The organism is Butyrivibrio sp., assembly GCF_017635265.1.
In the GTDB taxonomy this organism is placed as follows: Bacteria; Bacillota; Clostridia; order Lachnospirales; family Lachnospiraceae; genus Butyrivibrio.
Genome location: NZ_JAGBLU010000030.1, coordinates 45,337 through 69,671, shown reverse-complemented (window position 1 = coordinate 69,671; position 24,335 = coordinate 45,337). Strand labels below are relative to the sequence as shown.

23 protein-coding genes and 1 pseudogene are annotated in these 24,335 nt (G+C 39.5%); 20 read left to right on the top strand and 4 right to left on the bottom strand.

Going from position 1 to position 24,335, the window contains the following annotated elements:
• Positions 1 to 18: 18 nt before the first annotated feature.
• Positions 19 to 750: a lysophospholipid acyltransferase family protein gene (locus J6O61_RS04495; protein ID WP_292210118.1), complete on the bottom strand. Its 732-nt coding sequence runs from the start codon at positions 748 to 750 to the stop codon at positions 19 to 21.
• Between the two features lie 153 nt (positions 751 to 903).
• Between J6O61_RS04495 and J6O61_RS04490 the strand changes: the two genes are divergently transcribed.
• The 3 genes from J6O61_RS04490 to J6O61_RS04480 are packed head-to-tail and all read left to right on the top strand — an operon-like array spanning position 904 to position 3,967.
• Entirely contained in the window at positions 904 to 2,244 is a 1,341-nt protein-coding gene (locus J6O61_RS04490; protein ID WP_292210115.1) for a dihydroorotase, read from the top strand.
• Positions 2,241 to 3,023, top strand: a complete 783-nt coding sequence (locus J6O61_RS04485; RefSeq protein WP_292210112.1) for a dihydroorotate dehydrogenase electron transfer subunit — start codon at positions 2,241 to 2,243, stop codon at positions 3,021 to 3,023. Before J6O61_RS04490 ends, J6O61_RS04485 begins: the two co-directional genes overlap by 4 nt.
• A gap of 38 nt (positions 3,024 to 3,061) precedes the next feature.
• A complete protein-coding gene (locus J6O61_RS04480; RefSeq protein WP_292210109.1) occupies positions 3,062 to 3,967 on the top strand; it encodes a dihydroorotate dehydrogenase in 906 nt (301 codons plus the stop codon).
• Between the two features lie 58 nt (positions 3,968 to 4,025).
• Here the strand turns inward: J6O61_RS04480 and J6O61_RS04475 are convergent, their stop codons facing one another.
• Positions 4,026 to 4,658 (bottom strand): hypothetical protein, encoded by a 633-nt coding sequence (locus tag J6O61_RS04475; RefSeq protein ID WP_292210107.1) that lies wholly within the window; start codon positions 4,656 to 4,658, stop codon positions 4,026 to 4,028.
• A 180-nt stretch (positions 4,659 to 4,838) separates the two neighbouring features.
• On the opposite strand from J6O61_RS04475, the gene ispE reads away from it, so the two are divergent.
• A complete protein-coding gene (gene ispE / locus J6O61_RS04470) occupies positions 4,839 to 5,708 on the top strand; it encodes a 4-(cytidine 5'-diphospho)-2-C-methyl-D-erythritol kinase (RefSeq protein WP_292210105.1) in 870 nt (289 codons plus the stop codon).
• Between the two features lie 11 nt (positions 5,709 to 5,719).
• On the top strand, positions 5,720 to 6,172 hold the full coding sequence (locus J6O61_RS04465; RefSeq protein WP_292210103.1) for a DUF1934 domain-containing protein: 453 nt from the start codon (positions 5,720 to 5,722) through the stop codon (positions 6,170 to 6,172).
• A 25-nt stretch (positions 6,173 to 6,197) separates the two neighbouring features.
• On the opposite strand, the gene J6O61_RS04460 is transcribed toward J6O61_RS04465, so the two are convergent.
• Positions 6,198 to 6,671, bottom strand: coding sequence for a hypothetical protein (locus J6O61_RS04460; protein ID WP_292210101.1), 474 nt, complete (start codon positions 6,669 to 6,671; stop codon positions 6,198 to 6,200).
• A gap of 176 nt (positions 6,672 to 6,847) precedes the next feature.
• Here J6O61_RS04460 and tig point away from each other — a divergent pair, with 176 nt between their 5' ends.
• The 11 genes and pseudogenes from tig (at position 6,848) to J6O61_RS04410 (ending at position 17,097) form a co-directional block, all read left to right on the top strand.
• A complete protein-coding gene (gene tig, locus J6O61_RS04455; RefSeq protein ID WP_292210099.1) occupies positions 6,848 to 8,125 on the top strand; it encodes a trigger factor in 1,278 nt (425 codons plus the stop codon).
• A 29-nt stretch (positions 8,126 to 8,154) separates the two neighbouring features.
• On the top strand, positions 8,155 to 9,546 hold the full coding sequence (asnS, locus tag J6O61_RS04450) for an asparagine--tRNA ligase (RefSeq protein WP_292210098.1): 1,392 nt from the start codon (positions 8,155 to 8,157) through the stop codon (positions 9,544 to 9,546).
• Positions 9,547 to 9,637: 91 nt separating this feature from the next.
• A complete protein-coding gene (locus tag J6O61_RS04445; protein ID WP_292210097.1) occupies positions 9,638 to 11,035 on the top strand; it encodes a C40 family peptidase in 1,398 nt (465 codons plus the stop codon).
• Between the two features lie 115 nt (positions 11,036 to 11,150).
• Positions 11,151 to 12,701 carry a glutamine-hydrolyzing GMP synthase gene (guaA, locus tag J6O61_RS04440; RefSeq protein WP_292210093.1) on the top strand — a complete coding sequence of 517 codons (1,551 nt, stop codon included), beginning with the start codon at positions 11,151 to 11,153 and terminating at the stop codon, positions 12,699 to 12,701.
• A pseudogene (locus J6O61_RS19700) lies at positions 12,698 to 12,844 on the top strand (helix-turn-helix domain-containing protein); the annotation flags it as partial. The gene guaA and the pseudogene J6O61_RS19700, both read left to right, overlap by 4 nt.
• A 783-nt stretch (positions 12,845 to 13,627) precedes the next feature.
• The gene (locus tag J6O61_RS04435; RefSeq protein WP_330613724.1) at positions 13,628 to 13,975 is read left to right on the top strand and encodes a helix-turn-helix domain-containing protein; all 348 of its coding nucleotides are present in this window, start codon (positions 13,628 to 13,630) and stop codon (positions 13,973 to 13,975) included.
• A 209-nt stretch (positions 13,976 to 14,184) separates the two neighbouring features.
• A complete protein-coding gene (locus tag J6O61_RS04430; RefSeq protein ID WP_292210092.1) occupies positions 14,185 to 14,793 on the top strand; it encodes a hypothetical protein in 609 nt (202 codons plus the stop codon).
• Positions 14,780 to 14,959, top strand: a complete 180-nt coding sequence (locus J6O61_RS04425) for a DUF6462 family protein (protein WP_292210090.1) — start codon at positions 14,780 to 14,782, stop codon at positions 14,957 to 14,959. The genes J6O61_RS04430 and J6O61_RS04425 overlap by 14 nt, the downstream gene beginning before the upstream one ends.
• A gap of 116 nt (positions 14,960 to 15,075) precedes the next feature.
• Complete coding sequence (locus J6O61_RS04420) at positions 15,076 to 16,524, top strand: hypothetical protein (protein WP_292210088.1); 1,449 nt, start codon at positions 15,076 to 15,078, stop codon at positions 16,522 to 16,524.
• A gap of 101 nt (positions 16,525 to 16,625) precedes the next feature.
• Complete coding sequence (locus J6O61_RS04415) at positions 16,626 to 16,772, top strand: hypothetical protein (RefSeq protein ID WP_292210085.1); 147 nt, start codon at positions 16,626 to 16,628, stop codon at positions 16,770 to 16,772.
• A gap of 37 nt (positions 16,773 to 16,809) precedes the next feature.
• On the top strand, positions 16,810 to 17,097 hold the full coding sequence (locus J6O61_RS04410; protein WP_292210197.1) for a helix-turn-helix domain-containing protein: 288 nt from the start codon (positions 16,810 to 16,812) through the stop codon (positions 17,095 to 17,097).
• A 245-nt stretch (positions 17,098 to 17,342) separates the two neighbouring features.
• Here J6O61_RS04410 and J6O61_RS04405 read toward each other — a convergent pair whose 3' ends face one another.
• Complete coding sequence (locus J6O61_RS04405) at positions 17,343 to 17,585, bottom strand: hypothetical protein (protein WP_292210082.1); 243 nt, start codon at positions 17,583 to 17,585, stop codon at positions 17,343 to 17,345.
• 459 nt (positions 17,586 to 18,044) lie between these two features.
• Here J6O61_RS04405 and J6O61_RS04400 point away from each other — a divergent pair, with 459 nt between their 5' ends.
• From J6O61_RS04400 to J6O61_RS04385, 4 genes are read left to right on the top strand one after another with little or no spacing between them, the layout of a single operon-like run.
• Positions 18,045 to 18,275 carry a helix-turn-helix domain-containing protein gene (locus J6O61_RS04400; RefSeq protein WP_292210079.1) on the top strand — a complete coding sequence of 77 codons (231 nt, stop codon included), beginning with the start codon at positions 18,045 to 18,047 and terminating at the stop codon, positions 18,273 to 18,275.
• Positions 18,265 to 21,012, top strand: a complete 2,748-nt coding sequence (locus J6O61_RS04395) for a type I restriction endonuclease subunit R (RefSeq protein ID WP_292210076.1) — start codon at positions 18,265 to 18,267, stop codon at positions 21,010 to 21,012. The genes J6O61_RS04400 and J6O61_RS04395 overlap by 11 nt, the downstream gene beginning before the upstream one ends.
• Positions 21,013 to 22,218, top strand: a complete 1,206-nt coding sequence (locus J6O61_RS04390) for a restriction endonuclease subunit S (RefSeq protein WP_292210073.1) — start codon at positions 21,013 to 21,015, stop codon at positions 22,216 to 22,218.
• Positions 22,218 to 24,329: a class I SAM-dependent DNA methyltransferase gene (locus J6O61_RS04385; RefSeq protein ID WP_292210070.1), complete on the top strand. Its 2,112-nt coding sequence runs from the start codon at positions 22,218 to 22,220 to the stop codon at positions 24,327 to 24,329. Before J6O61_RS04390 ends, J6O61_RS04385 begins: the two co-directional genes overlap by 1 nt.
• Positions 24,330 to 24,335: the final 6 nt, after the last annotated feature.

Here is a 24,335-nt window from a genome sequence, read left to right as displayed (position 1 = left end):
TCGCGAGCGACTCTTTATTTATGCATTTGTATTTTTTATGTAGGTTTTTTCAATTATGTCTTTTACGTAAAGGTCTATGTTTTTCTGGTTCTCTTTAGAGAGTTCACTCATGACAACCGGTTTACAGTATTCAATAGTCACATGAGTGGATTTAATGAATGGGAAATGATTTTCAAGAATCTCTTCAGTATGAGTCACAACAACCGGAATGATTGGGCAGTTGGTTCTTTGGGCAATTTTAAAACTACCTTTGTGAAATTCACCGAGAGGCTGGTCTGTCTTGTTCCTCGTACCTTCAGGGTATATAAAAATTGAAATACCATTTTTGACTTTTTCGATTGCAGTCAGGATCATTTCAAGTCCCTTCTTGAGGTCTGATCTGTCAAGGAAGAGACAGTCCATATAGATCATCCAGATATTAAGAAGAGGTACTTTTAAAATTTCTTTTTTGGCTATGAAACCTGTAGGACTTGGAACTCTCGGATAACAAAGTACTACATCAAAGATGCTTCTGTGATTACCGACATAGAGAACGGCTTTGTCTTTGGGGACATTTTCCTCACCTATAACAGTTCTTTTAACTCCTGAAATAAATATGACTACGTTAAATGCCCAACTTACGATGGCAAGTGACAGTGTCTTTTTGGCCATAGGATTAAACTTTCCGACAATCCAGAGAATGCCCTGAATAGGGAGACTGACTATTAAAAATATCGCTACAAATAAAACTGCGAGAACTAAACGAATCATTATTGTTTTGCCTTTCTATACTTATTGATAAAATTCTTCATCTATTTTCTCATGGCTTGTAAAAAATAGAAAGAGTATTTTTAACTTGAAAATCACAGGAGTATTATTGCATTATATACCATAGAGATAAATTAATATTTCAAGGGGATGCAAATGTTACTGATCAAAAATGGACAATTGATGGACCCGGCGACGGGACTGTGCGGGCTTGTGGACGTGCTGGTAGACGGAGAAAAAATAGCTAGAATAGGCATGTGCGGAAGCCTTGATGATATGGCAACCGAAAGTATGCTTATGTCGGAAGGCGGAATGGAATCTGAAAATGGAGCCGGGAATGAAGAAGGCGATGCGCTTATTACAATAGATGCTGCGGGATGTATCGTGGCTCCGGGACTTGTTGATGGGCATGTTCATTTCAGAGATCCCGGATTTACCTATAAGGAAGACATCGAAACCGGTGCAAAGACTGCTGCAAGAGGTGGATTTACAAGCGTTGTAATGATGGGCAACACAGAGCCGCATATGGACAACACAGACACTATAAAAGATGTGTTGGACAGAGGCTCTCGGACAGGGCTTAATATTTATGTCTGTGGCAATGTGACAAAGCAGATGGCAGGAAAAGAGCTTGTTGATACGGATGCACTTGTGAGAGCAGGAGCAGTTCTTTTCACGGATGACGGTAAACCGATTGTTGATGAAGGTCTTATGGAGAAGGCTTGCAATGAGGCTGCCAGATTAGGAAAAGTTATAAGCCTTCATGAGGAGAATCCTTCATTTATTACCGATAACGGTGTCAATGCAGGCGAAGTTGCTCAGAAATTAGGGCTTGTCGGCTCGCCGAGAGAAGCTGAAATCTCAATGGTGCAAAGAGATATTGAAATAGCAAGAAGAACCGGAGCAAGCATCACTGTGCAGCATATCAGTGCAGCCGAATCAGTTGAGCTTATAAGAAATGCCCAAAAAGAAGGAGTCAAAGTGCATGCTGAGGCAACACCTCATCATTTTACACTTACAGAGAATGCTCTTTTAAAATATGGATCACTTGCTAAAATGAATCCTCCGCTTAGACTTGAAAGTGACAGGCTGGCAATAATAGAGGGAATAAAGGATGGCACGATTGAAATGATTGCAACAGATCATGCACCGCATGCCAGACAGGAAAAGGCAAAAGATTTAAAAAGTGCGCCAAGTGGCATAACAGGTCTTGAAACATCACTTGCTCTTGGAATAAGAGAGCTTGTAAATAAGGGATATGTCAGCCTTATGGATCTGTTAAAGGCTATGACTGTCAATCCTGCCGAAATATATGGACTTGATGCCGGCAAGATAAAAGAAGGCGGTTTTGCCGACCTGGTCATATTTAACCCGGCTGAAGAGTGGAATTTTGTTCAAAGCCAGTCCAAGTCTTCCAATACACCGTTTTTAGGTGAAAGACTTCCGGGAAAAGTTTTATATACCATTTGCAAAGGAAAGGTTATATATAAATCATGACAAAGAAGATTAAAAAAGAAGCAAAGGTAATAAGTCAGAAACTGCTGGCAGAGGGTATTTATGATCTGTGGCTTGAAACAGAAATTGCCGAAAACACACATCCGGGCCAGTTTGTTGGAGTCTACACAGTCAATAAGGCAGCTCTTTTACCAAGGCCTATAAGTGTCTGTGAGGTGAACGAGGATAGGACTGCAATCAGGCTGGTTTACAGAGTCGTTGGAACAGGAACTGCTGAGTTTTCATTGTATCAGCCGGGAGATTATATGATGATTCTCGGACCTCTGGGGAATGGCTTTCCACTTGATAAGGCAGCAGGGAAAAGAGTTATTCTGATGGGTGGTGGAATTGGAGTTCCGCCTTTATTGGAAACAGCAAAGAAACTTAACGGTGCAGCAGACGTAAAGGCTGTTATGGGATACAGAAATTCTGAAGTCTTTCTTTCCGATGATTTCAAAAAATATGTTGATCTGTATATTGCATCTGATGATGGAAGCGTTGGAACAAAAGGAAATGTTATAGATGCCATCAAAGAAAACAAAATTGACTGCGATGTCATATTTGCCTGTGGACCGATGCCGATGCTTAAGGGAATTAAGGCATATGCGAAGGAAAATGGAATTAAGGCATATCTTTCCCTGGAGGAGAAAATGGCCTGCGGAGTAGGAGCGTGTCTTGGATGTATTTGTAAGACAAAAGAGACAGATAATCATTCACATGTAAAAAATGCCAGAATCTGTACAGATGGCCCTGTGTTTGATGCCGATGATCTTGATATGTAAATTGCAGATTATTTAAGGATTGCGAGAGAATAGATTATATGAATACGAAAGTTAAGATAGCAGGAGTTGAATTTAAAAATCCGGTAATGACAGCTTCGGGAACCTTTGGTTCTGGAATGGAGTATGCCGATTTTGTTGATCTGAATAAGCTAGGTGCAGTAGTTACAAAAGGTGTTGCCAATGTGCCATGGGAGGGGAACCCCACGCCGAGAGTTGCAGAAGTGTACGGCGGAATGCTCAATGCTATAGGTCTTCAGAACCCGGGAATAGATGTATTTGTGAAAAGAGATTTGGAGTTTCTCAAGAGCTATGATACAAAGGTAATAGTCAATGTTTGTGGAAAAACTGTAGAGGATTACCTTGAAGTTGTGGAAAAGCTTTCAGATGAAGCCAGAGTTGATATGCTTGAAATCAATGTATCATGTCCCAATGTCAAGGAAGGAGCAATAGCTTTCGGACAGAACAAGGATGCGCTTTTTGATATAACAAGCAGGATAAAAAAGGTTTCAAAAAAGCCTATAATCATGAAGCTCAGTCCTAATGTAACGAGCATTGCTGAAATGGCAAAGGCAGCAGAAGCGGCAGGTGCGGATGCCATATCCCTTATAAATACAATCACCGGAATGAAGATTGATATTTATAAGAGAAAATTTGCTCTTGCAAACAAGACCGGAGGCTTGTCCGGCCCGGCAATTAAGCCTGTGGCTGTAAGAATGGTTTATGAGGCATCAAGGGCTGTTAACATTCCGATTATAGGAATGGGCGGAATAGCAAATGCTGAAGATGCCATAGAATTTATAATGGCAGGTGCAACAGCTGTTGCAGTAGGAGCTATGAATTTCCACGATCCATATCTTACTGAAAAAACAGTGGATGGAATAGAAAAGTACATGAGAGACTGCCACGTTGATGATATTAACAGTATACGAGGGATTGTTGAATAAAAAGAAAAGGAAGAGCCGGTTTAGCTCTTCCTTTTCGATTACTAGCAACTTTTAGTCCTTACTCACTGTCTGTTTTACCGGTGAGTTCGTCGAACCCTTTCATGACAGCAGCATAGGTCTGTTTTGATATTTCCGGAAGCTCTCCGCCCCAGGTATTTTCAGCCTGTGCATACCCCTTCTCGAAAGCTTCTCTCATCTTTTCGAGTTTATCAGGGTCGTCTCCAGCCAGAGTCTTGGCAAAATCAAGGATTCTTTCGGAGGTCTTGTTTACACCCCAATATCCATCCTCTGCGACATCTGCCTGTGCCTGCGCCTTTGTCGCTGCATCAACTGTGAAATCTCCTTTTGCAAGGAATTTCCACATAGAATCCTCATCATTGTCAGAATTAGCTATGCCGTAGGCTTTTGCCTGCTTGCCCATCATCTTCCGGACAATGTCCAAAAGCTGTTGTTTGCGGACTTCTACATCAGCCTGCATCTGTCTAATGATCTGGGTTCTGTCCGTATCTTTTGAAGTTGTTTTGGAAGTCTGTTCACTTCCTTCACCGGACTTCTCGTATACGGCAGCGGCTTCAGCTTTCACCTTTACTTCATTGTCTTTTTTCTTCTCTTCAACAGATGAAGGATTGACTGTAGAAGCATAGGTGGTTGCGATGTTGTTAGTAACCTCGGTAACTCCGTTTACGCCCATATAGAACTCCTTTTCCGCGTAGGCCCCTAAAAAAACCGCGCTAAAACGAAACTATAGTTTACCTACTCCTCATATCGGCATTATTTTTAAAAACTTTAGTCTTTTTTTTAATTTTTTTTCTTGAGTTTGTGGTAAATGTTTGAGAAGATTGTAGAAAAGATAGATTTGGAGCGGATTTACATGAAAATAACTCGCAAAGCATACGCAAAAATCAACCTTGGACTGGATGTAACAGGCAAAAGAGCCGATGGTTACCACATTGTTCGGATGATAATGCAAAATGTGGATTTATACGATACATTGGATTTTGAAGATAATGAGACCGGAGAAATAGTTTTAACAGCGTCATCGCCCAAGATACCTACTGATGACAGTAACCTTATCTGTAAAGTTGCGAGGCAGCTTCAGGATAAATTTAATGTAAAAAAAGGTGCCAATATTAATCTGGTAAAAAGAATTCCGGTTGCCGCAGGTATGGCGGGGGGAAGCACAGACGGAGCGGCAGCTTATATAGCACTAAACCGGCTATGGAACCTGGGACTTAGTAAAAAAGAATTATGTGACCTGGCAGTTAGTCTTGGTGCGGACATTCCATATTGCATAATGGGAGGAACCATGCTGGCTGAAGGAATTGGCGAGGTACTTACTGAGGTAAGAGATCTTCCTCATTGCGATATCGTAATAGCAAAACCGGCGATAGATGTATCTACAGGCTGGGTATATAAAGAACTTGACAGTAAAGAAATTGAAAGCCATCCGGACATTGACGGTATTAAGAGTGCAATTGAGAATGGCAATATTCATGAGATGTGTAGCCTTATTGGAAATGTGCTTGAACCGGTAACAGCATCAAGATATGAAGAAATCGGAAAAATTGAAAATATCCTTGAAGAAAATGGTGCTATAAAAGCGTTTATGACAGGAAGTGGTCCTACTGTTTTTGCTATCTTTGATGACAGGTCAAAGGCAGAAAAAGCAAGAGATGCTGTGGAGAAAAGCGGACTTGCGCCGGAACTCTTTTTATCCGGACCGCTCACACCAGAGGAATAAGCGAGGTGAATATGAGAAAAAACGTAGATGTTAATGTAACCGGCATTCATTCAAGACCGGGTGAGCCCACAGAAAAAATAGTTACAACGTCTTCAGGAATGTATGAAACTCTTGATGATGGCAGTAAAGTTATAGAATATGATGAAAAACAGGATACAGGAAGCGGAGAGCTTTGTATTCACAATAAAGTCTGCATTGCATCTGATGGCAACAGCATGGAAATTACCCGTGGAGGGGATATGAGTTCCAGACTTGCCTTTGGAAAAGAGCTTGAGTACGACACAGCATATGAGACGCCATATGGCACAATGCAGATGAAAGTTGTAACTACCAGTTTTGACTTTATAAATATCAGACATGAAGAGGAAATGAAGCTCATGGCAGAGTATGAACTTGAGATGGGCGGAGAAGTTTTGTCAGATTCGATGATAATTATTGAAATAAAAAATGCTGAGACAGTTTAACTGTCCCAGCATTTTATTTTTGCAATTATTTAACCATTTTTGCTCCGGCTTTTTCCTGCGCCTTGGCAACAAGGTTCTTGAAGAAGCTTTTCTTCTTTTCCGGTGCCTGAACTTTTCCGTGAAGTCCCTTAACTTCTGTAACATAAATGCCACTTACGGAAGCTTTTACTTCCTTTTTTACAGGAACCTGATCATAAATCTTTTCATCGCAGATAAGACTCATAACTCTGTTTCCCACTCTTACCTTGAGGATTGGAAGTTTGGATCTTCTAAGAAGTTTAGGTGTCTGCTCGATAACTGACTGAGGAAGACCTGATTCGTTAAGTTTCATTCTTTTTTTATCAATTATAAGCATAGTGATTGTCTGCTTCATAGCGTCAAGCTGAACCTGTTGTTCGGCCTGCTTCTTTTGAGCTTTCTTACCGATAATGATAAGTGCAACGATGGCAGCAATCAGAATTACTGAAATAACAATAGCAACAATAGCCCCTGTACTCAAAATATAATCCTCCAAAATAAATATAAATATAGCAAGTTGTATTTTAGCATTATTTAGGAAGATAAGCAAATAAAATACTTTAATCTGTTTGTAAGGTGTGGTAGTATAAAAAATATTGTTTTTACAAATGTTATGAAAGGTGGAATTATACCGATTTCACTGGAGGAGAATTAGAAATGAGAAACAAAATCGCGTTATTAATGACTGGAGTTTTAGTCGTTGCATCACTTACAGCCTGCACCGGAAAAAATAATACAGAAACAGCTACAAATGCAGCATCAGAGACCAGCTCTGTTAGTTCAGATGAGGCTGCAGGTGCTGCTTCAGATAGCTCAGCAGAGACAACACCTACAATTTCAGCTTTAGAGAATCTTGAAAACCTTGAGACAATGACACTTGCCGAGATCAACCCTGAAGAGTTTGTTACTCTTGGCGAGTACAAGGGTGTTACAGTAGAAGTTGCAGCACCAAATGTTACAGATGAAGATGTAGAGAGCCAGCTCAGCAGCATCTTTTCAAGCAACCCGCCTATGACTGAGGTTACAGACAGAGCAGTTCAGGATGGAGATACAGTAAATATCGATTATGTAGGTAAATATGCTGACAGCGGTGAAGCTTTTGATGGCGGTACAGCTCAGGGAGCAGATCTCGTTATCGGATCCAATTCATATATTGATGGTTTTGAGAGCGGACTTGTTGGAGCAAATATTGGTGATACGGTAGATCTTAACCTTACTTTCCCAGAGGATTACGGTGCTACAGATCTTGCCGGCAAGGATGTTATTTTTACAGTTACAATCAACAGCATCTCTGTAAAGTCAGATGAGATGACAGATGAGTGGGCAGCAGGTCTTGGTGCTAACTTCAGCAACATCGGTGAAGGCTACGAAGACAGAGCAGTTACAAATCTTGCAGATTTAAGAGAGTACATCAGAAGCGGACTTGAACAGGACGCTAAGGATACTTACAATAACAATGTAGATAACGAAGTTCTTACAGCAGTTATGTCAAATTGCGAGTTTAAGGAAGTTCCTGAGAAGCTCTACAACAGATATCTTAAGCAGCAGAACGAACAGCTTGAGTACTATGCAAGCATGTATTCTATGTACGTTGGAAAGCAGCTTACATCAAGTGATATAGTCAATATGATGATCCAGAATGAAGGCTCAGCTCTTTCAGGAGATGACTATTTAAAAGAAATGGTAACAAATTCTACACAGCAGTTCGTTATGTTTGCAGCAGTTGCAAAGGCTGAAGGAATTGAAGTTACAGATGATGATATAGATGCATATCTTAAGAATGCTTACGATACAGCATCAACAACAGCTTACAGCTCATATGAAGACTTCAAAGCAACAATTGACCCTGAAGTTTACAGAGAAGGTTTGATGGCAGAGAAGGTATTAGATTTCCTTGTAGAAAATGCTAATGTCGTTGAGCCAGCAGGAGAATAATTTACCTTTTTCATAGATTGGAGGACGCCATGGAATTAGTTGATATCAGAGCGCTGTTTGAACAGCAGGAAAAGTATTCAGGACAGAAAGTTACTGTAGGTGGATGGATCAGAAATATTCGTGATTCAAAGACTATCGGCTTCATCATGCTTAATGATGGTACATATTTCAAGCCTTTACAGGTTGTTTATACTGACGGACTTGCAAACTTTGCAGACATCAGCAAGCTCAATGTAGGCGCAGCAGTTATAGTAACTGGTAGTATTGTTGCAACTCCTAATGCAAAACAGCCATTCGAGATGCAGGCAGACTCAGTTGAAATAGAGGGACCTTCAACTCCGGATTATCCTCTTCAGCCAAAGAGACATACTCTTGAGTACCTCAGAACAATTCCTCATTTGAGAGCAAGAACAAACACATTTGAAGCTGTATTCAGAGTTCGTTCAGTTGCCGCATATGCAATTCACTCTTTCTTTCAGGAGAGAAACTTCGTATATGTTCACACTCCACTTATCACAGGAAGTGACTGTGAAGGTGCAGGGGAAATGTTCCAGGTTACAACAATGGATCTAAACAACGTTCCAAAGACTGAAGATGGAGCAGTTGATTACTCAAAAGACTTCTTCGGAAAGCCTGTAAATCTTACAGTTAGTGGACAGCTTAACGTTGAGACATATGCATTTGCATTTAAGAATGTTTACACATTTGGACCTACATTCCGTGCAGAGAATTCTAACACAACAAGACATGCCGCAGAGTTCTGGATGATCGAGCCTGAGATGTGTTTTGCAGATCTTAAGGATGACTGTGATACAGCAGAAGCAATGCTTAAGTATGTTATCAGCTATGTTCTTGAGCACTGCCCTGAAGAGATGGCATTCTTTAACGAGTTCATTGATAAGGGACTTATCGATAGACTTAACAACGTAGTAAACAACGAGTTTGGCCGTATTACATATACAGAAGCTATTGAGCTTTTGGAAAAGCACAATGATAAGTTTGATTACAAGGTTTCATGGGGATGTGACCTTCAGACTGAGCATGAGAGATATCTTACAGAAGAGATCTTCAAAAAGCCTGTATTTGTAACTGATTATCCAAAGGAAATCAAGGCATTCTATATGAAACTTAATCCAGATGGAAAGACTGTAGCAGCAGCTGACTGTCTTGTTCCAGGAATCGGAGAGATCATTGGAGGAAGCCAGAGAGAGGATGATCTTCAGCTTCTTGAGAGCCGTATGGATGAACTTGGAATGAAGAAGGACGAGTATCAGTTCTATCTTGATCTTCGTAAGTACGGTAGTGTTCGTCACGCAGGATTTGGTCTTGGATTTGAGCGTTGCGTAATGTATCTTACAGGAATGGGTAACATTCGTGACGTTGAGTCATTCCCAAGAACAGTTGGTAACTGTGAACTCTGATGATCATTTGAGAGTTGGACACATATATAAGTCAATATTGTTGTATAATGATATTGAAGTAAAATCTTAATTAGGAGCAAGGGGGATAGGTATGAAAAAAAGTAGTTTTTTTGTAGTAATAGCTATGTCTCTTGTTATGAGTTTACTGGTGGCAGACCCTGTATGGGCTACCACCAGTACTGATTTACAGCAAAAACAGAATAAGCTTGAACAAGAACAGAAAGCACTGGAGTCCCAGCAGAAATCACTCCAGTCACAACAAAAAGACAGTCAGAACAAGTTAAACAATGCCAACAGTCAGATAGGCAGTATCTCAGAAGCCAAAGGGGAAACAAAAGAGGCCATTGATGAGACCAATGCAGTTATTGTTGGTCTCATGACAGATATAGAGCTCATCAAGGAAGACATTGACAGGACGCAAGAGCAGATCGAGATAACCCAGCAAGAGTATGATGAGGCCAAAAAGCAGGAAGAGACCTTGTATGAAGCGATGGTTCAGCGAGTTAAGTTTATGTACGAAAAGGGAAACCTGTCGTATGTGCAGATTCTTTTAACTGCAACAAGCTATGCTGATGCGCTTAATAAGGCCCAATATGTTGAACAGCTTTATGAATATGACAGAATAAAACTTGCGGAGTATGTTTCAGCCAAAGAAAAAGCTGAAGCTTATGGCAAGCAGCTGGAGGAGGAAAAGGCGGAGCTTGAAACTTCCAAGTATGAGCTTGAAGAAGAAGAAGCGTACATGGAGGAAGTTCTGGCTGAGTACAAGGCGACTTATGCTGATTATGAAGTTAAACTTGCCAAGGTTAAACAGGAAGCTGCAGTATATACAGCGCAGGTTAAGAGTCAGCAGTCAAGTATAGCGTCGCTTCAGAAACAGATAGAAGCCAAAGAAAAACAGGTTCAGGAAACCAAGAAAGCAAAAGAAGAAGCATTAAAGGCAGAAGAGGAAGCAAGAAGAGCCGCAGAAGAAGCTGCCAATGCTGAAAATGAAGATGATGAAGATTCCGGATATTCGACCGGTACCGGGACAACTTCGTCAGGAACAACGTATACAGATACAACATCATCAGATTCAGATGACGATGATGATGATGACTCAGATAATTCATCTGGTTCTACCAAAAGTTACGCTTCAGCAGGAAGTGCAACCGGCTCCAATATTGCAAAGTTTGCATGCCAGTTTGTGGGTAATCCCTATGTAGCAGGTGGAACAAGCCTTACTGACGGAGCAGACTGTTCCGGGTTTGTAATGGCTGTTTATCAGGCATTTGGAATATCGGTTCCAAGAACATCATGGGCACAAGGTTCATATGGAACAGAGGTTTCATATGAAAATGCTCAGCCGGGTGATGTGTTATACTATGGTGGACATGTTGGTATATATATTGGTGGGGGACAAATAGTTCACGCCAGTACCCAAAAAACCGGAATAAAAATTACCAGTGCAACATATAGATCAATAATTTCTGTTAGAAGATATATCTGATTAAAGGTTATATGGCATCAGTAACTGACGTATGATATGAGGATAGACAGTATCAGTAGTGGATTACTGATGATGTATTGATATCGCAACTATTAACTCTGTTTATGGAGGAAACATGGCTACAGAAGAAAAGGTAATAGTAATTGACTTTGGTGGGCAATACAATCAGCTTGTTGCCAGAAGAGTCAGAGAATGTAATGTTTATTGTGAAATTTATTCATATCGTACACCGATTGAACAGATTAAGGCGATGAACCCTAAGGGAATTATTTTAACAGGTGGCCCTAATTCCTGTTATGAAGAAGGCGCACCTACTTATACCAAAGAACTTTTTGAACTCGGAATTCCTGTCTTGGGCCTTTGCTACGGGGCGCAGCTTATGATGCATGTTCTCGGCGGAAAGGTTGAGAAGGCTCCTGTTCGTGAATATGGAAAGACTGAAACATTTATTGATGGTGCTAAGAATTCTCTTTTTGCTGACATAGAAGAGAAGACAATAGTTTGGATGAGCCATTTTGACTATATCAGCAAGGTCGCTCCCGGATTTGAAATAATTGCTCATACATCCGATTGCCCTGTTGCGGCAGCGGCATGCGAGGAGAAAAAACTCTATGCGATTCAGTTCCATCCCGAGGTACTTCATACAGTAAAGGGTAAAGAGATACTTCACAATTTTGTTAGAAATATCTGTAAGACAGCAGGAACATGGAGAATGGATTCTTTTGTTGAGAATACCATCAGCGAAATCCGTGATAAGGTTGGCGATGGCAAAGTACTGCTGGCACTTTCCGGTGGTGTTGATTCTTCAGTTCTGGCAGCGCTCCTTGCAAGAGCAATTGGTAAACAGCTCACATGTGTATTTGTAGATCATGGTCTTCTTCGTAAGAATGAGGGAGATGAGGTCGAGAGTGTTTTTGGACCAAATGGTAATTTCGATATAAACTTTATCAGAGTAAATGCAGCACAGCGCTACTATGATAAGTTAAAGGGCGTAGAAGAGCCTGAACGTAAGCGTAAAATAATCGGAGAAGAGTTCATCAGAGTTTTTGAGGAAGAAGCTAAAAAGATTGGAACTGTTGATTTCCTTGCACAGGGAACTATCTATCCTGATGTCGTTGAGTCGGGACTTGGCGGAGAGTCCGTTGTTATCAAGTCTCATCACAATGTTGGAGGACTTCCGGATTATGTTGACTTCAAAGAGATAATCGAGCCACTGCGCTCTCTGTTTAAGGATGAAGTGCGTAAGGCGGGCCTTGAACTTGGTCTTCCTGAATATCTAGTTTTCCGTCAGCCTTTCCCCGGCCCCGGCCTTGGAATCAGAATTATTGGTGAAGTTACAGCAGAGAAGGTAAGAATAGTTCAAGACGCTGACTTCATCTACAGGGAAGAACTTGCAAACGCAGGGCTCGAGAAACTTCCTGATCAGTACTTTGCAGCTCTTTCCAATATGCGTTCGGTAGGCGTAATGGGAGATGAGCGTACATATGACTATGCTGTGGTTCTTCGTGCAGTTGAGACAGTGGACTTCATGACAGCTGAAGCTTCAGAGATTCCTTTTGCAGTACTTCAGAAAGTCATGAGCCGTATCATAAACGAGGTTAAAGGTGTTAACCGCGTAATGTACGATCTCACAAGTAAGCCACCGGGAACGGTAGAGTTTGAATAAAGAATCTTCGTAAAAAGGCAGGATTAACACAGGAAGAATTAGCCTTTGAGCTTAATCTTGAAAGCAAATCCACCATAAGCAGCTATGAAAATGATAAAAGAGAGGCATCTCACGATATTTTGGTAGAATTAGCTTCGAAACTTAATACAACCGTTGATTATATTTTGAGCGGAGATAGTATGGATGACAGTGACATTGAAATTTTGATTAGTGCTTTTAAAGGAATAAAAAGTCAAAAACTTAGGGAGGCTGCCATAAAACAAATTCAGATTCTAGCGGCTTTTGAGAAAAGTTGATTCGGGAAATTGTTTGGAATATAATGATAATTGGATGCAAATAGTCAGGCATCTTGCACAAGAGAGGCATCCAAGTAAGGCTTTTGTGTGAGGGGCATGGAATCGCAGCGCCTATTGCCGAAAAGATTGCGACTGTACGGGGAAACAAAATGACTCATCAACCGTACCTCTAGGTGAGCCAGTATAAGATCGAGGCCATTTCGGGCAGGTGGTGACATGTGTACCGGAGAGAAAGGGGTAATGGACTATATGGTTGAATGCCATTACACTCCCTGCAGGAGCCTAAGGAGCAAAGATTGCAGGTAAACTTTGCGGAATGAAGAAACCCGACGTAAAGAGGGGGCGTTGACTTTTTACTAGGGGACGGAGAATCAGTAATGATTTACGAAAGAAAGCATAGATCTAGTTACAACAAAGATTTATGTTAAAAAAGGAGTATATAATCCCCCTTTCTTGTTTTTGCGTCGAACCGGCGGATGTTTTCGTTGGGGAAAGGAGGGCAGCCTATGATGACACTTAGTTTTTGTTTTATATGTAGTTCGTTAAGTGAGAAACAGAGTTCAACAGTAGGAATGACGCAGCTTGTTAATTGTCCTCCGGTGAGATTAGCAAGATAAGAAGGATTTAGGTATTAGTAGTCAGCGATGTTCTACGGTACCGGGGATCAAAAGACCTCATGCGAAGGCCATCGGTTTACGTATTGAGGAATTAAGGAAATCAAGAGATCTTTCACAAGAGAACTTGGCTTTGGATTTAGGGTATGATAACAAGTCAACAATATCTGACTGGGAAACTGGTAAAAGGTCTCCTGATGCAGAAAAGATAATTGCTCTTACAGAGTACTTCGACGTATCGGCAGATTATCTATTAAAAGGAGTTTGTACCGCTAAAGAACCAACAGCGGATACATGTAAGAAATGTGAATACAGAAAGTCGTATTCAGAAATAGAAGAAATAATGAATAGAAATAAGAATTAACGTAAGTAGAAAATTGAAATCAACGCCAATTAGGGAGTCGTGCAGAAATGCATGGCTCCTTTTCAATTGTTGGCAAATCGCCAACTTTTGGTAGCTATAGTTGGCAGATGTGAAACGACAGAATCGGATATTATACATAAAATAGAGCATGTAAGAACAAAGCGGCGCGCGGCTTTGGCAATCATACAACTCAGATAAGGAGGCTGTTTATGGGTGCTGAAGCACAATATTCTTATGTGAAAAAGTTACATTATTACTCTAGGTCTGATCCTGAATGTAAGGCTAAGTATATTCTTAAGAATTATGAGCGTTTTCCGAAGATGGTCGAAGGATATCAGTCAAATTGGGAAATAATTATAAAGGCGGAGAAGCGTTATAACCAGGAAGCAGATAAAGGTGATCTTGGGGTAAGAGTTCAAAAGAGCGGGACGAGTAATCCGACGATGAATGAGGCAATCGCAAATATCGAAATTGAAGAGGCACACTCAGAAAGTGAATTACGTCTTGTTTTGAGAGGAACGGACAATCTAGATCAGCATATTAGAGAGAAACTTATTATCCAAGATATGCAGGATGATTACACAATTATGCGAAACGCTATCCATGCATTAGGTAAGAAAGAGGAAGAAATGTTCCTAAGGTATTTACTAAAGGAAGATGAGACTCTTCAGGATCTAGCAACAGAGTTCCACATGGACTTAGCAAATTTCAAGAAACAAATCTATAACATCAAGAAATCCGTAATTCTTTCAACGGTTGAATGTATTGATTTGAAGTATAGCTTTATACATCGGAGGGCAAGCGATGAGGAAGAATAACAAAAAGATGGTTCGATACAGCGAAGGAGCTGAGTTATATAGTATGGGGTTGACAGCTTTTCAGCGTCTAGCGAATGAGGCCGGTGCCGTATATAGAATCGAAGGAATGCCTCCGCTGGTTAAGTGTGATGTGTTTGAGGCATACCTGGAGAAGTTTCGAAAATAAGATGATCAAGATAAGGTCCATCAGTTTATATGACTGGTGGATCTTTTTGTTGAAGACTAGCAAATTCATAACCGATATAATAAATATATGGAATTCAGAGATAGGAGGTTTGAAAAATGGGATTATCTTCAGATGAAATTGATTTCATAGCTAATTCGATTGAACCAGTTATCATTAATCGAACCCAATCGACAAAAAGTGAAAATAAGAATGTGCATGATAGGGTTGAACGTATCTTAAAGGCACTTGATGCCATTGATGAAAATGAATTTGATTTTTCCCTGTTTTCAATCGGTGAAAAGAAAATATTCTTGGAATCTTTAATAGAAATCTTAGAATTAGAAACACCGGTTTTACAGAGATATTTTATAAGTAAAGAATCAAAGCAGAAAAGCCCTAATAGGAAGCTTTTGTATAACCTTAGTAAAAAGGATGCGGATTTATATCTGGATCAGTTCATAAGCGATTTGTTTATCAGGAATGAAGCTAATCATAGATGTATATTGAGCAATGGTGACCCCAGCTTTATTTGCAATTATAGATATTCAAGAAAGGAATCTATAAATTACAGAAATGAAGCTACAGCGGATATTCGGTTTCGTATTAGAAATTTTGGTGATTTCGATAACCTCTATCATAATTATATGAAGGTGTACCTGGCTGAAATAGCAAGACATAATGATCAGAAGGTGAATACAGGATTATACAACCCTGTAGAATGCATATATATGATTGATGTATATATTGACATTTTTGCGAGTTTATTGCTGCAGACAATAAACTATTGCATTATGATGTCAGACAAAATCGATTACGCAGAAAAAGAAAAGGTTTTGGAGAATATATATTTAGAGGCTAAGGAAAGCAAGATTGATTTCAAAGAAGGTTCAAAGCAGGAAATACTTTGGTCATTTGCTATATATTTATTCTTCCTGACAAGAAGAAATTCATTTGCAACAGAACTGAATGTTCAGGAATTGTTGGAACAACAAATGAATGATCCAAGTTATGTAATGGAGGTACCAGAAGACTGTAAATACAGTTATAAGAGTATTGATGAAGTACCTACAAAAAAAGAGCTGCGTAAAATATTCTTAGAAGGCAAAGAAGAAAAAGAAGAACGTTTCAACAAGAGATTTGCAGAGATGCAAAATCTAATAGATATTTTATTGCTCACTGCTGGACGAGATCTTGGTTCAGAACATTTGCAACATGCAAAAGTGGTTTATAGAGAAGTTATCGAAGATGATCTTCAGTATGAGATTTCTTCTGAAAAGATCCAAACAGCAAATACAATAGCAAGGCACATTAATAAACCTGAGACACCATTATATGAGGAATTAAGTTCTACTATTTTTCTCCGGGAAAAGATTAGTCGAGGGTTGTTCAGGGAAGTAGGACTTGCAGCTTTATATATAAAGAAGAATAAAGTACAAAAATGTATATATGAGGATATCCTATCTGCTTTTACTGGATATGATGAGATCCAAATATCTAAGAACTTAAAGAGGGTCTATGCGAAGTATCATAAGATTTTACTGGCCGAGTATTTCGATAAGTATTGATAGCCCCCACTTTTTCAATTTTAACACCGGGATGGAGGCGGTGCATATATGAGTTAAGCTTCTTTCAGATCGATCAATTCAATCGAAAGGAGGAACAAAGTATGTCTCTGATAGATGAAGACGAGATCCGGTGTAAGCGTTGTGGCCATATTGGTATGTGGCTCAATGGAGATTGGGACGTAGAATGCCCGTCATGTGGAGCGGAATATTCTCTTATTGACGAAGATTCTGACGTAGAGGACGTATAAGTATGATCCATATGTCGTTGGACAGCGCATCTGAGATCTGAGAAAAAAGAATGGCTACTCTCAAGAGCAGTTGGCTCATATGGTCAATTTTGAGAATAAGTCATCGATCTCAGAGATTGAAAACGGCAAGTCGGGATTATATGCTGAGACTGTCAGTGCACTGGCAGATGTGTTCCAAATGACTACAGATTATATCCTATTTGGAAAAGAAGATAGTTCCTTTATTATTGAAGGAGACAATATTTTAAGGGGTATTAAAACCCCAAAATGTAAAGAAGCAGCTTTAGAATACCTTAGGGTACTTTCTAAGTTAGAAGATTTGTAGCAAGATCAGAACATTCGCCGGCAATGTTCTGATCTTTTTATGCTTAGGTAATAGATCTGATATTGGTATTGTTTGGAGCTTGGATACTGCTTTTGGGGTTTCGAGGGAATATCCATTGTCCAACAGCATAGAACAGATGGTTAGGGCTGAAATGGCACCCACTCCAATCAAGAGTCTACCATTTTTGCCAGAGAGCGACTGGGAAAGAGTAAGTAAAATTTGGTTTGTCATAACATAACTTCCTTTCATAATAATGATTTAACATTAGCTATAATGTTTTTGCCGTATAGTGATGATCCGATGCCAAGGGCAAAGGCACCTAGAGCGACTCCAAGATATCCAAGAATAGAGCTATTTGTATAACTTGATACATCCTTCTCGGTGTAGAGAGCTTCTTGAACAGGAATAGGATTGATCGGAGTAGAACCCATGTCTGAAATAGATTCACTTTCGAGCTTGCTAGGGTTCAGCTGACCATAATAATTCATGTAGCATACGGAAATTTTCTTTCCCTTACATGACTGAAGAAGATTTAGATTGCAGGCATCTTTACTAAGGCTACGATCATTAGTGATTAAAAGTTGCTTTTTGTAACGGCGTTCCTTGGCCAACCGAACAAGAAGCTCTTGATCAGCGAAAGCATGCTGTATTTCCCAGGACTAAAATTTGACGATTCCAAAGTAAAGATGTTGTTGTACTCACGGATAATGGTTAATGCGTTAATTGCCTTTTTTTATTTTTCTTTGTTACCGGAGTTGATGTGTCGGATCAATTCTTGGCATACTGCTTGTGTGAAGTTGTGAGAAGATGCTGTTATTGAAGAGTTTTCACGCAGATTGAAATATTCAATTTTAGATTGATGAAAGCTGACTGCTCTGTTATAATTATATTTGTGGTGAAATGCCTCAAAATCGAGGTTTGTAAGCAAACATGAAAGGTAAAAAGTTATGGCAATTCGTTATAACAAACTTTGGAAACTCCTGATTGATAAAGACATGATGAAAAAGGACCTCAGAATTAAATCAGGAATCACTACAAATGCGTTGGCTAAATTAGGGAAAAATGAGCATATAAGTACGCAGGTTTTAGAAAAAATCTGTAAAACGCTTAATTGTAATATAGAAGACGTCTGTGAATTTGTTAATGATGAAGAGGGGGCTAGCAAAAATGAGTCCTGAAGCGAAAGCAAGAGAGGAAATTGACAAGAAGCTTGTTACGTCCGGATGGATTATCCAGGATATGAAGAGGTTAAACCTTACTGCAGGTATAGGCGTGGCTGTTAGAGAATTCCCTACCAGTACAGGCCCGGTGGACTATGCTCTTTTTGTAGAAGGAACTCCTGTGGGTGTGGTCGAAGCCAAGAAGACAGAAGCTGGAGAAAACATAACAGTTGTTGAAGGCCAGTCGGCCAGATATGCCAACAGTACCTTTAAATGGGTACAGCAGGATTATCAGATTCGATTTGCTTATGAAGCTACAGATAAGCTTGTAAGGTTTACAGATTACAAAGATATCAAGTATCGCTCCAGAACAGTTTTTTCATTTCATAGACCAGAGACCTTGAAGACTCTTCTGGCAGCGCAGGATACCATTAGAAATAATATGAAACATTTTCCGGAACTTGATACCAACGGATTCAGAAAGTGTCAGATTAACGCTATTAATAACCTAGATAAGTCATTTGCGGATAACAGACCAAAGGCATTGGTTCAGATGGCAACAGGCGCGGGAAAAACCTTTACAGCTATTACAGCTGCGTATCGGTTACTTAAGTATGCCAAGATTAACAGGATTCTTTTCCTTGTTGATACAAAGAGTCTGGGTGAACAGGCAGAAAGAGAATTCCTTGCCTACACGCCTAATGATGATCCCAGAAATTTTTCACAGCTCTATGGTGTAAGACGGTTAAAGAACTCTTACATTCCTAATGACATTCAGATATGCGTTAGTACAATTCAGAGAATGTACTCCATACTGAAGGGGGAGGAACTTGATGAAGGTGCAGAAGAAGTACCTTTTGATGAATATGTAACAGCGGAATCAAAAGTACCGAAGGAAGTGGTCTATAACGAGAAGTATCCCCCTGAGTTTTTTGATGTCATTATTGTTGATGAATGTCATAGATCTATATACAACGTGTGGAGCCAGGTGTTGACATATTTTGATGCGTTTATTATAGGTCTGACAGCTACTCCAGATAAGAGAACATTTGCATTCTTTAATGAAAATATTGTAAGTGAGTATCCAAGAGAGCAGGCTATTGTTGACGGTGTCAATGTCGGAGAAGATATATTCCTGATCGAGACAGATATTACTAAGAATGGTGCCAAAATAATGAAGCGCTTGATTGAGTATAGGGACAGACTGTCTCGAGAGATGCGCTGGCAGCAAATGGATGAGGAAGAAGATTATTCAGGAAGCAAAAAGGGAAAACTTGATAAAGAGGTTGTAAATCCAAGCCAGATTAGAGCTGTCATTCATGAATTTAAGGAAAACTTGTTTACAAACTTGTTTCCACATAGAAAAGAAGTGCCTAAGACACTGATATTTGCAAAGACGGACAGTCATGCAGACGATATCATCCAGATTGTTAGAGAAGAGTTTGGTGAAGGTAATGAGTTCTGTAAGAAGATTACTTATCAGGCAGATAATCCTGAATCTGTGCTTAGCGCATTCAGGAATGATTACTATCCGCGTATTGCTGTAACTGTAGATATGATTGCTACAGGTACAGATGTCAAGCCTATTGAATGTCTGATATTTATGCGTGATGTAAGAAGCAGAAATTATTTTGAGCAGATGAAGGGCAGAGGCACCAGAACGTTAAAGGCTGATGACCTTCAGAAGGTTACCCCGTCAGCTACCGGTAATAAAGATCACTTTGTAATAGTTGATGCTGTAGGTGTTACATCATCTAAAAAAACTGATACGAGACCGCTTGAAAGAAAGCCAACTGTGTCTATGAAGGAACTTATGATGAATGTGGCTCTTGGTGCCAAAGACGAAGATACGCTTACTTCATTGGCTAATAGAGTAATCCGTCTGAATGCACAGATGACAGTTTCCGAGCAGAAGAATTTTTCCAAAGTAGTTGGAGAGTCTGCTGGAATTGTTGCAGAGAAATTGTTAAATGCCTTTGATGTAGATGTAATCCATGATAGGGCAGTTCTGACAACAAGCAAAGATGAGCCTGATGAGAAAGAACTCGAAGAGGCTAAGAGAGAACTGATAAAAGAAGCTACAGAGCCTTTTCATAATCCGGATGTCAGAGAATATATTGAGAACGTCCGCAGAAGTCATGATCAGATTATAGATGATGAAAACATTGACCATGTTTTATTCTCGGGATTCGATACACAAAAGGCTAATAATGCCGACAATGTGATCAAGTCCTTCCATGAGTTTATTGAAGAGAATAAGAATGAAATTATAGCTCTTCGTATTATCTATAATCAGACATACAAAGATAGACCGATGGCGATAGAAGGCCTCAAAGCTTTATATGAAAAGCTTCAATTCAAGGGTATAACTGTAGAACGTTTGTGGGATTCCTATGCAATGAAGAAGCCTGATATGGTCAAGAAAGGTACACTGGGTCAGGTTACGGACTTGATTGCCTTGATCAGATTTGAAATGGGATACGCAGATAATCTGTCACCATTTGCGGATAAGGTAAATTATAACTTCATGCAATGGACATTCCGCAAGAATACCGGTGCTGTTCACTTCACGGAAGAGCAGATGGAGTGGCTGAGGCTTATTAAGGATCACATAATTGCATCATTAAGCATTTTGCCAGAGGATCTTGATCTAACACCATTTGATAAACATGGTGGATTGGCGGCTTTTTATGATGCTTTTGGTGATCAGTATGAAGCAATATTAAATGAGATGAATATAGAGTTGGTGGCATAAATGGCATTATATAAAGATATTGTAAAGAAAATTCCAGTTCAGGCTGAAAAGAAAACTAAGCAGAAAGAATATATGAACGAAGGTTTATTGCCTATAATTGATCAGGGACAGAAAATAATTGGTGGCTACACGGATGATCTTTCTAAAAGGGTAGAATGTGATTTGCCAGCTATTGTGTTCGGAGATCACACACGTTGCGTAAAACTCATTAAGAAGCCTTTCGCCCCAGGAGCAGATGGAATTAAAGTTATTAGACCGGCAGATGATTCTTTGTACATAGAATACCTTTTTTATGCGACTAAGTATCTTGCAGCTAAAATACGTGACAAGGGATATGCAAGGCATTACCAAGATGTTGAAAAGCAAGAAATAAATGTACCATCGGTTTCTGCTCAGAAAGAAATAGTTTCAAGGATAGAAGAACGTCTTTCTTCTCTTGATAATGCTGTTGAAACATTGAATAAAACAAAAAAACAGCTGGCAATATATCGACAGGCTGTGCTAAAAGATGCTTTTGAAGGAAAATGGAATTATAACTATAGAACAGAGGCTAAATTAACTGATGACATGAAGGCTATTCCGCTGAATAACGGTGAAGTTGATTTGCCTAAAGAGTGGAAATATGTATATTTATCGAGCTTGGGAGATTTGAGCAGAGGAAAATCTAAGCATCGTCCTAGAAATGATAGTAGATTATTTGAAGATGGAAAGTACCCTTTCTTTCAAACAGGAGATGTTAAATCGGCTAGAAGGGAATTGGTCGATTGTGAAAAAATGTATGGTGAATTTGGATTGCAGCAGAGTAAACTCTGGCCTGCTGGAACGTTATGTATAACAATTGCAGCTAATATTGCTGAAACTTGCTTTTTAGGTGTGGATGGCTGTTTTCCTGACAGCATTGTTGGATTTACACCAGATGAAGATAAAGTTAATAAAGAGTATGTAAGGTATTTTATAGAGGCATCAAAACTAAGACTATGGGCATTTGCTCCAGCGACTGCTCAAAAGAATATAAATCTAACAACTTTAGAAAATCTAATGATTCCATATTGTTCATTAGACGAACAAAAATTTATAGTTGATATGATTGATTCGCGATTATCTGAATGTGATGCAATTGATGAGACTGTAGATATGGCATTAAAGCAATCAGAAGCAATGCGCCAGAGCATTTTAAAAGAAGCATTCGAAGGGAGACTTGTATAATGGCAGGAGGAAATACATCAGCAATCGTTTCTAAGGTATGGGGGCTCTGCAATCCCCTTAGAGATGATGGTATTTCATATGGAGATTATTTAGAACAGCTGACATATCTTATTTTTCTTAAGATGTCAGATGAGTATTCAAAGCCTCCTTATAAAAGAGAGACAGGTATACCAGTAGGATATACTTGGTCCGATATGAATACACTTAAGGGTGCAGAGCTTGAGACTCAATATAAAAATACTCTTGAAAAGCTTGGTGAACAGAAAGGTATTCTTGGGCAGATATTCAAGGGAGCCGTAAACAAAATCAGCAATGTTGCAATTCTATATAAAGTTGTCCAGATGATTGATGGTGAAAAATGGGTAGCTATGTCATCTGATGTAAAAGGTGAAATCTATGAAGGGTTACTTCAGAAAAATGCTGAAGATATCAAAAGTGGAGCAGGTCAGTATTTCACGCCGAGACCATTGATTCAGGCGATGGTGGAATGCATGTGTCCTGAGCCGGGAAAAACTATAGCAGATCCTTGTTGTGGTAGTGGTGGATTTTTCCTTGCAGCACAGGCTTATCTTGCAGATCCAAAGAATTATACACTTGACCGTGAGCAGAAGGAGTTTCTTAAGAATGAAACATTCTATGGTAACGAGATTGTAGCAGCTACATTTAAGACAGCACTTATGAATTTATACCTTCATAATATTGGAGATATATACGGAGAAATTCCGGTAACTCTTGGTGATGCATTATTATCAGACCCAGGTTATCGCGTAGATTATGTTCTGACAAATCCTCCTTTTGGTAAGAAGTCATCCATTACATTTACTAACGAGAATGATGAGACAGAGGAAGAAGATCTTGTATATAATCGACAGGATTTCTGGACTACAAGCTCAAATAAGCAGCTGAACTTTGTGCAGCATATCAATACTATTTTGAAAGCAACTGGTAAGGCAGCTGTTGTTGTACCTGATAACGTCCTTTTTGAAGGTGGAGCCGGAGAAATAGTCAGAAAGAAACTGCTTGAGACAACAGACCTGCATACGATATTGAGATTGCCTACAGGTATTTTCTATAAGCCCGGTGTTAAAGCTAACGTTATATTCTTTGATAAGAAACCAGCTAGCCCTGAGATGCAGACAAAAGAAGTCTGGATTTATGACTTCAGAACCAATGTGCATTTTACGTTGAAACAGCATCCGATGAACTACGCTGATCTGCAGGACTTTATTAAATGTTATAATCCCGAGAATCGTTATGAGCGTCATGAAACCTGGTCGGAAGAGAATCTAGATGGACGTTGGCGCAAGTATAAGATCGACGACATTTTAGAAAGAGATAAGACGAGCCTTGATATCTTTTGGATCAAGGATAAATCCCTTGCGGATCTCGATAATCTGCCATCTCCGGATGAACTTGCGGATGACATTATCGAAAACCTGCAGAGTGCACTAGAGAGCTTTCAGGAACTGCAGGAGCAGTTGAAGAGACGTAGTATACAAGAAGATAAGGACTATAGTTATAACTCGCCAGCTAATGTAATTATTAGAGAGTTATCTGCTCGTTATAATGTGTCACTTGCAAAAGCTGATACATTTGAGAAGCAGTTAGAAAAGATAGGCTTTTTAGAGATTACTGCTGGAGATGAACTAATCCATTCAAGAACTCTGGAATTTTGTTATTTAACTATAAACACAAAGAATGGGTTAACTAGTAGGGATAGAAAGCCTTTTAATGTTGTTATTAACTTGAAGAATGGGATGCTTGAGGAAATAGCTTCTGCTGTTATTGGACTTGGTATTAGTAGTGCAGGATTGGCTACATCTGACAATAAACTCGTTTCTGTTGCGTCAATATTGGGAGCGGTATTTAGTGCACTATCATTAACTAAGATCAACTTTTCAGAGAATGAAACAGCAATTCTTCTTGCGTTACAGAACGGCAGCAAGACAGAGGAAGACTGTTTGCGAGCAACAAATGCTATTTTACGAGAGTATTTCTATGATGAACTATCAGAAGATACATTTATGCGAGCGGTAAACATTTTATATAATTGCAGATGCATATCAATTGTAGAAGGAATCTTATCGATTGAGGAAACAATAAAATCTTAATAATTA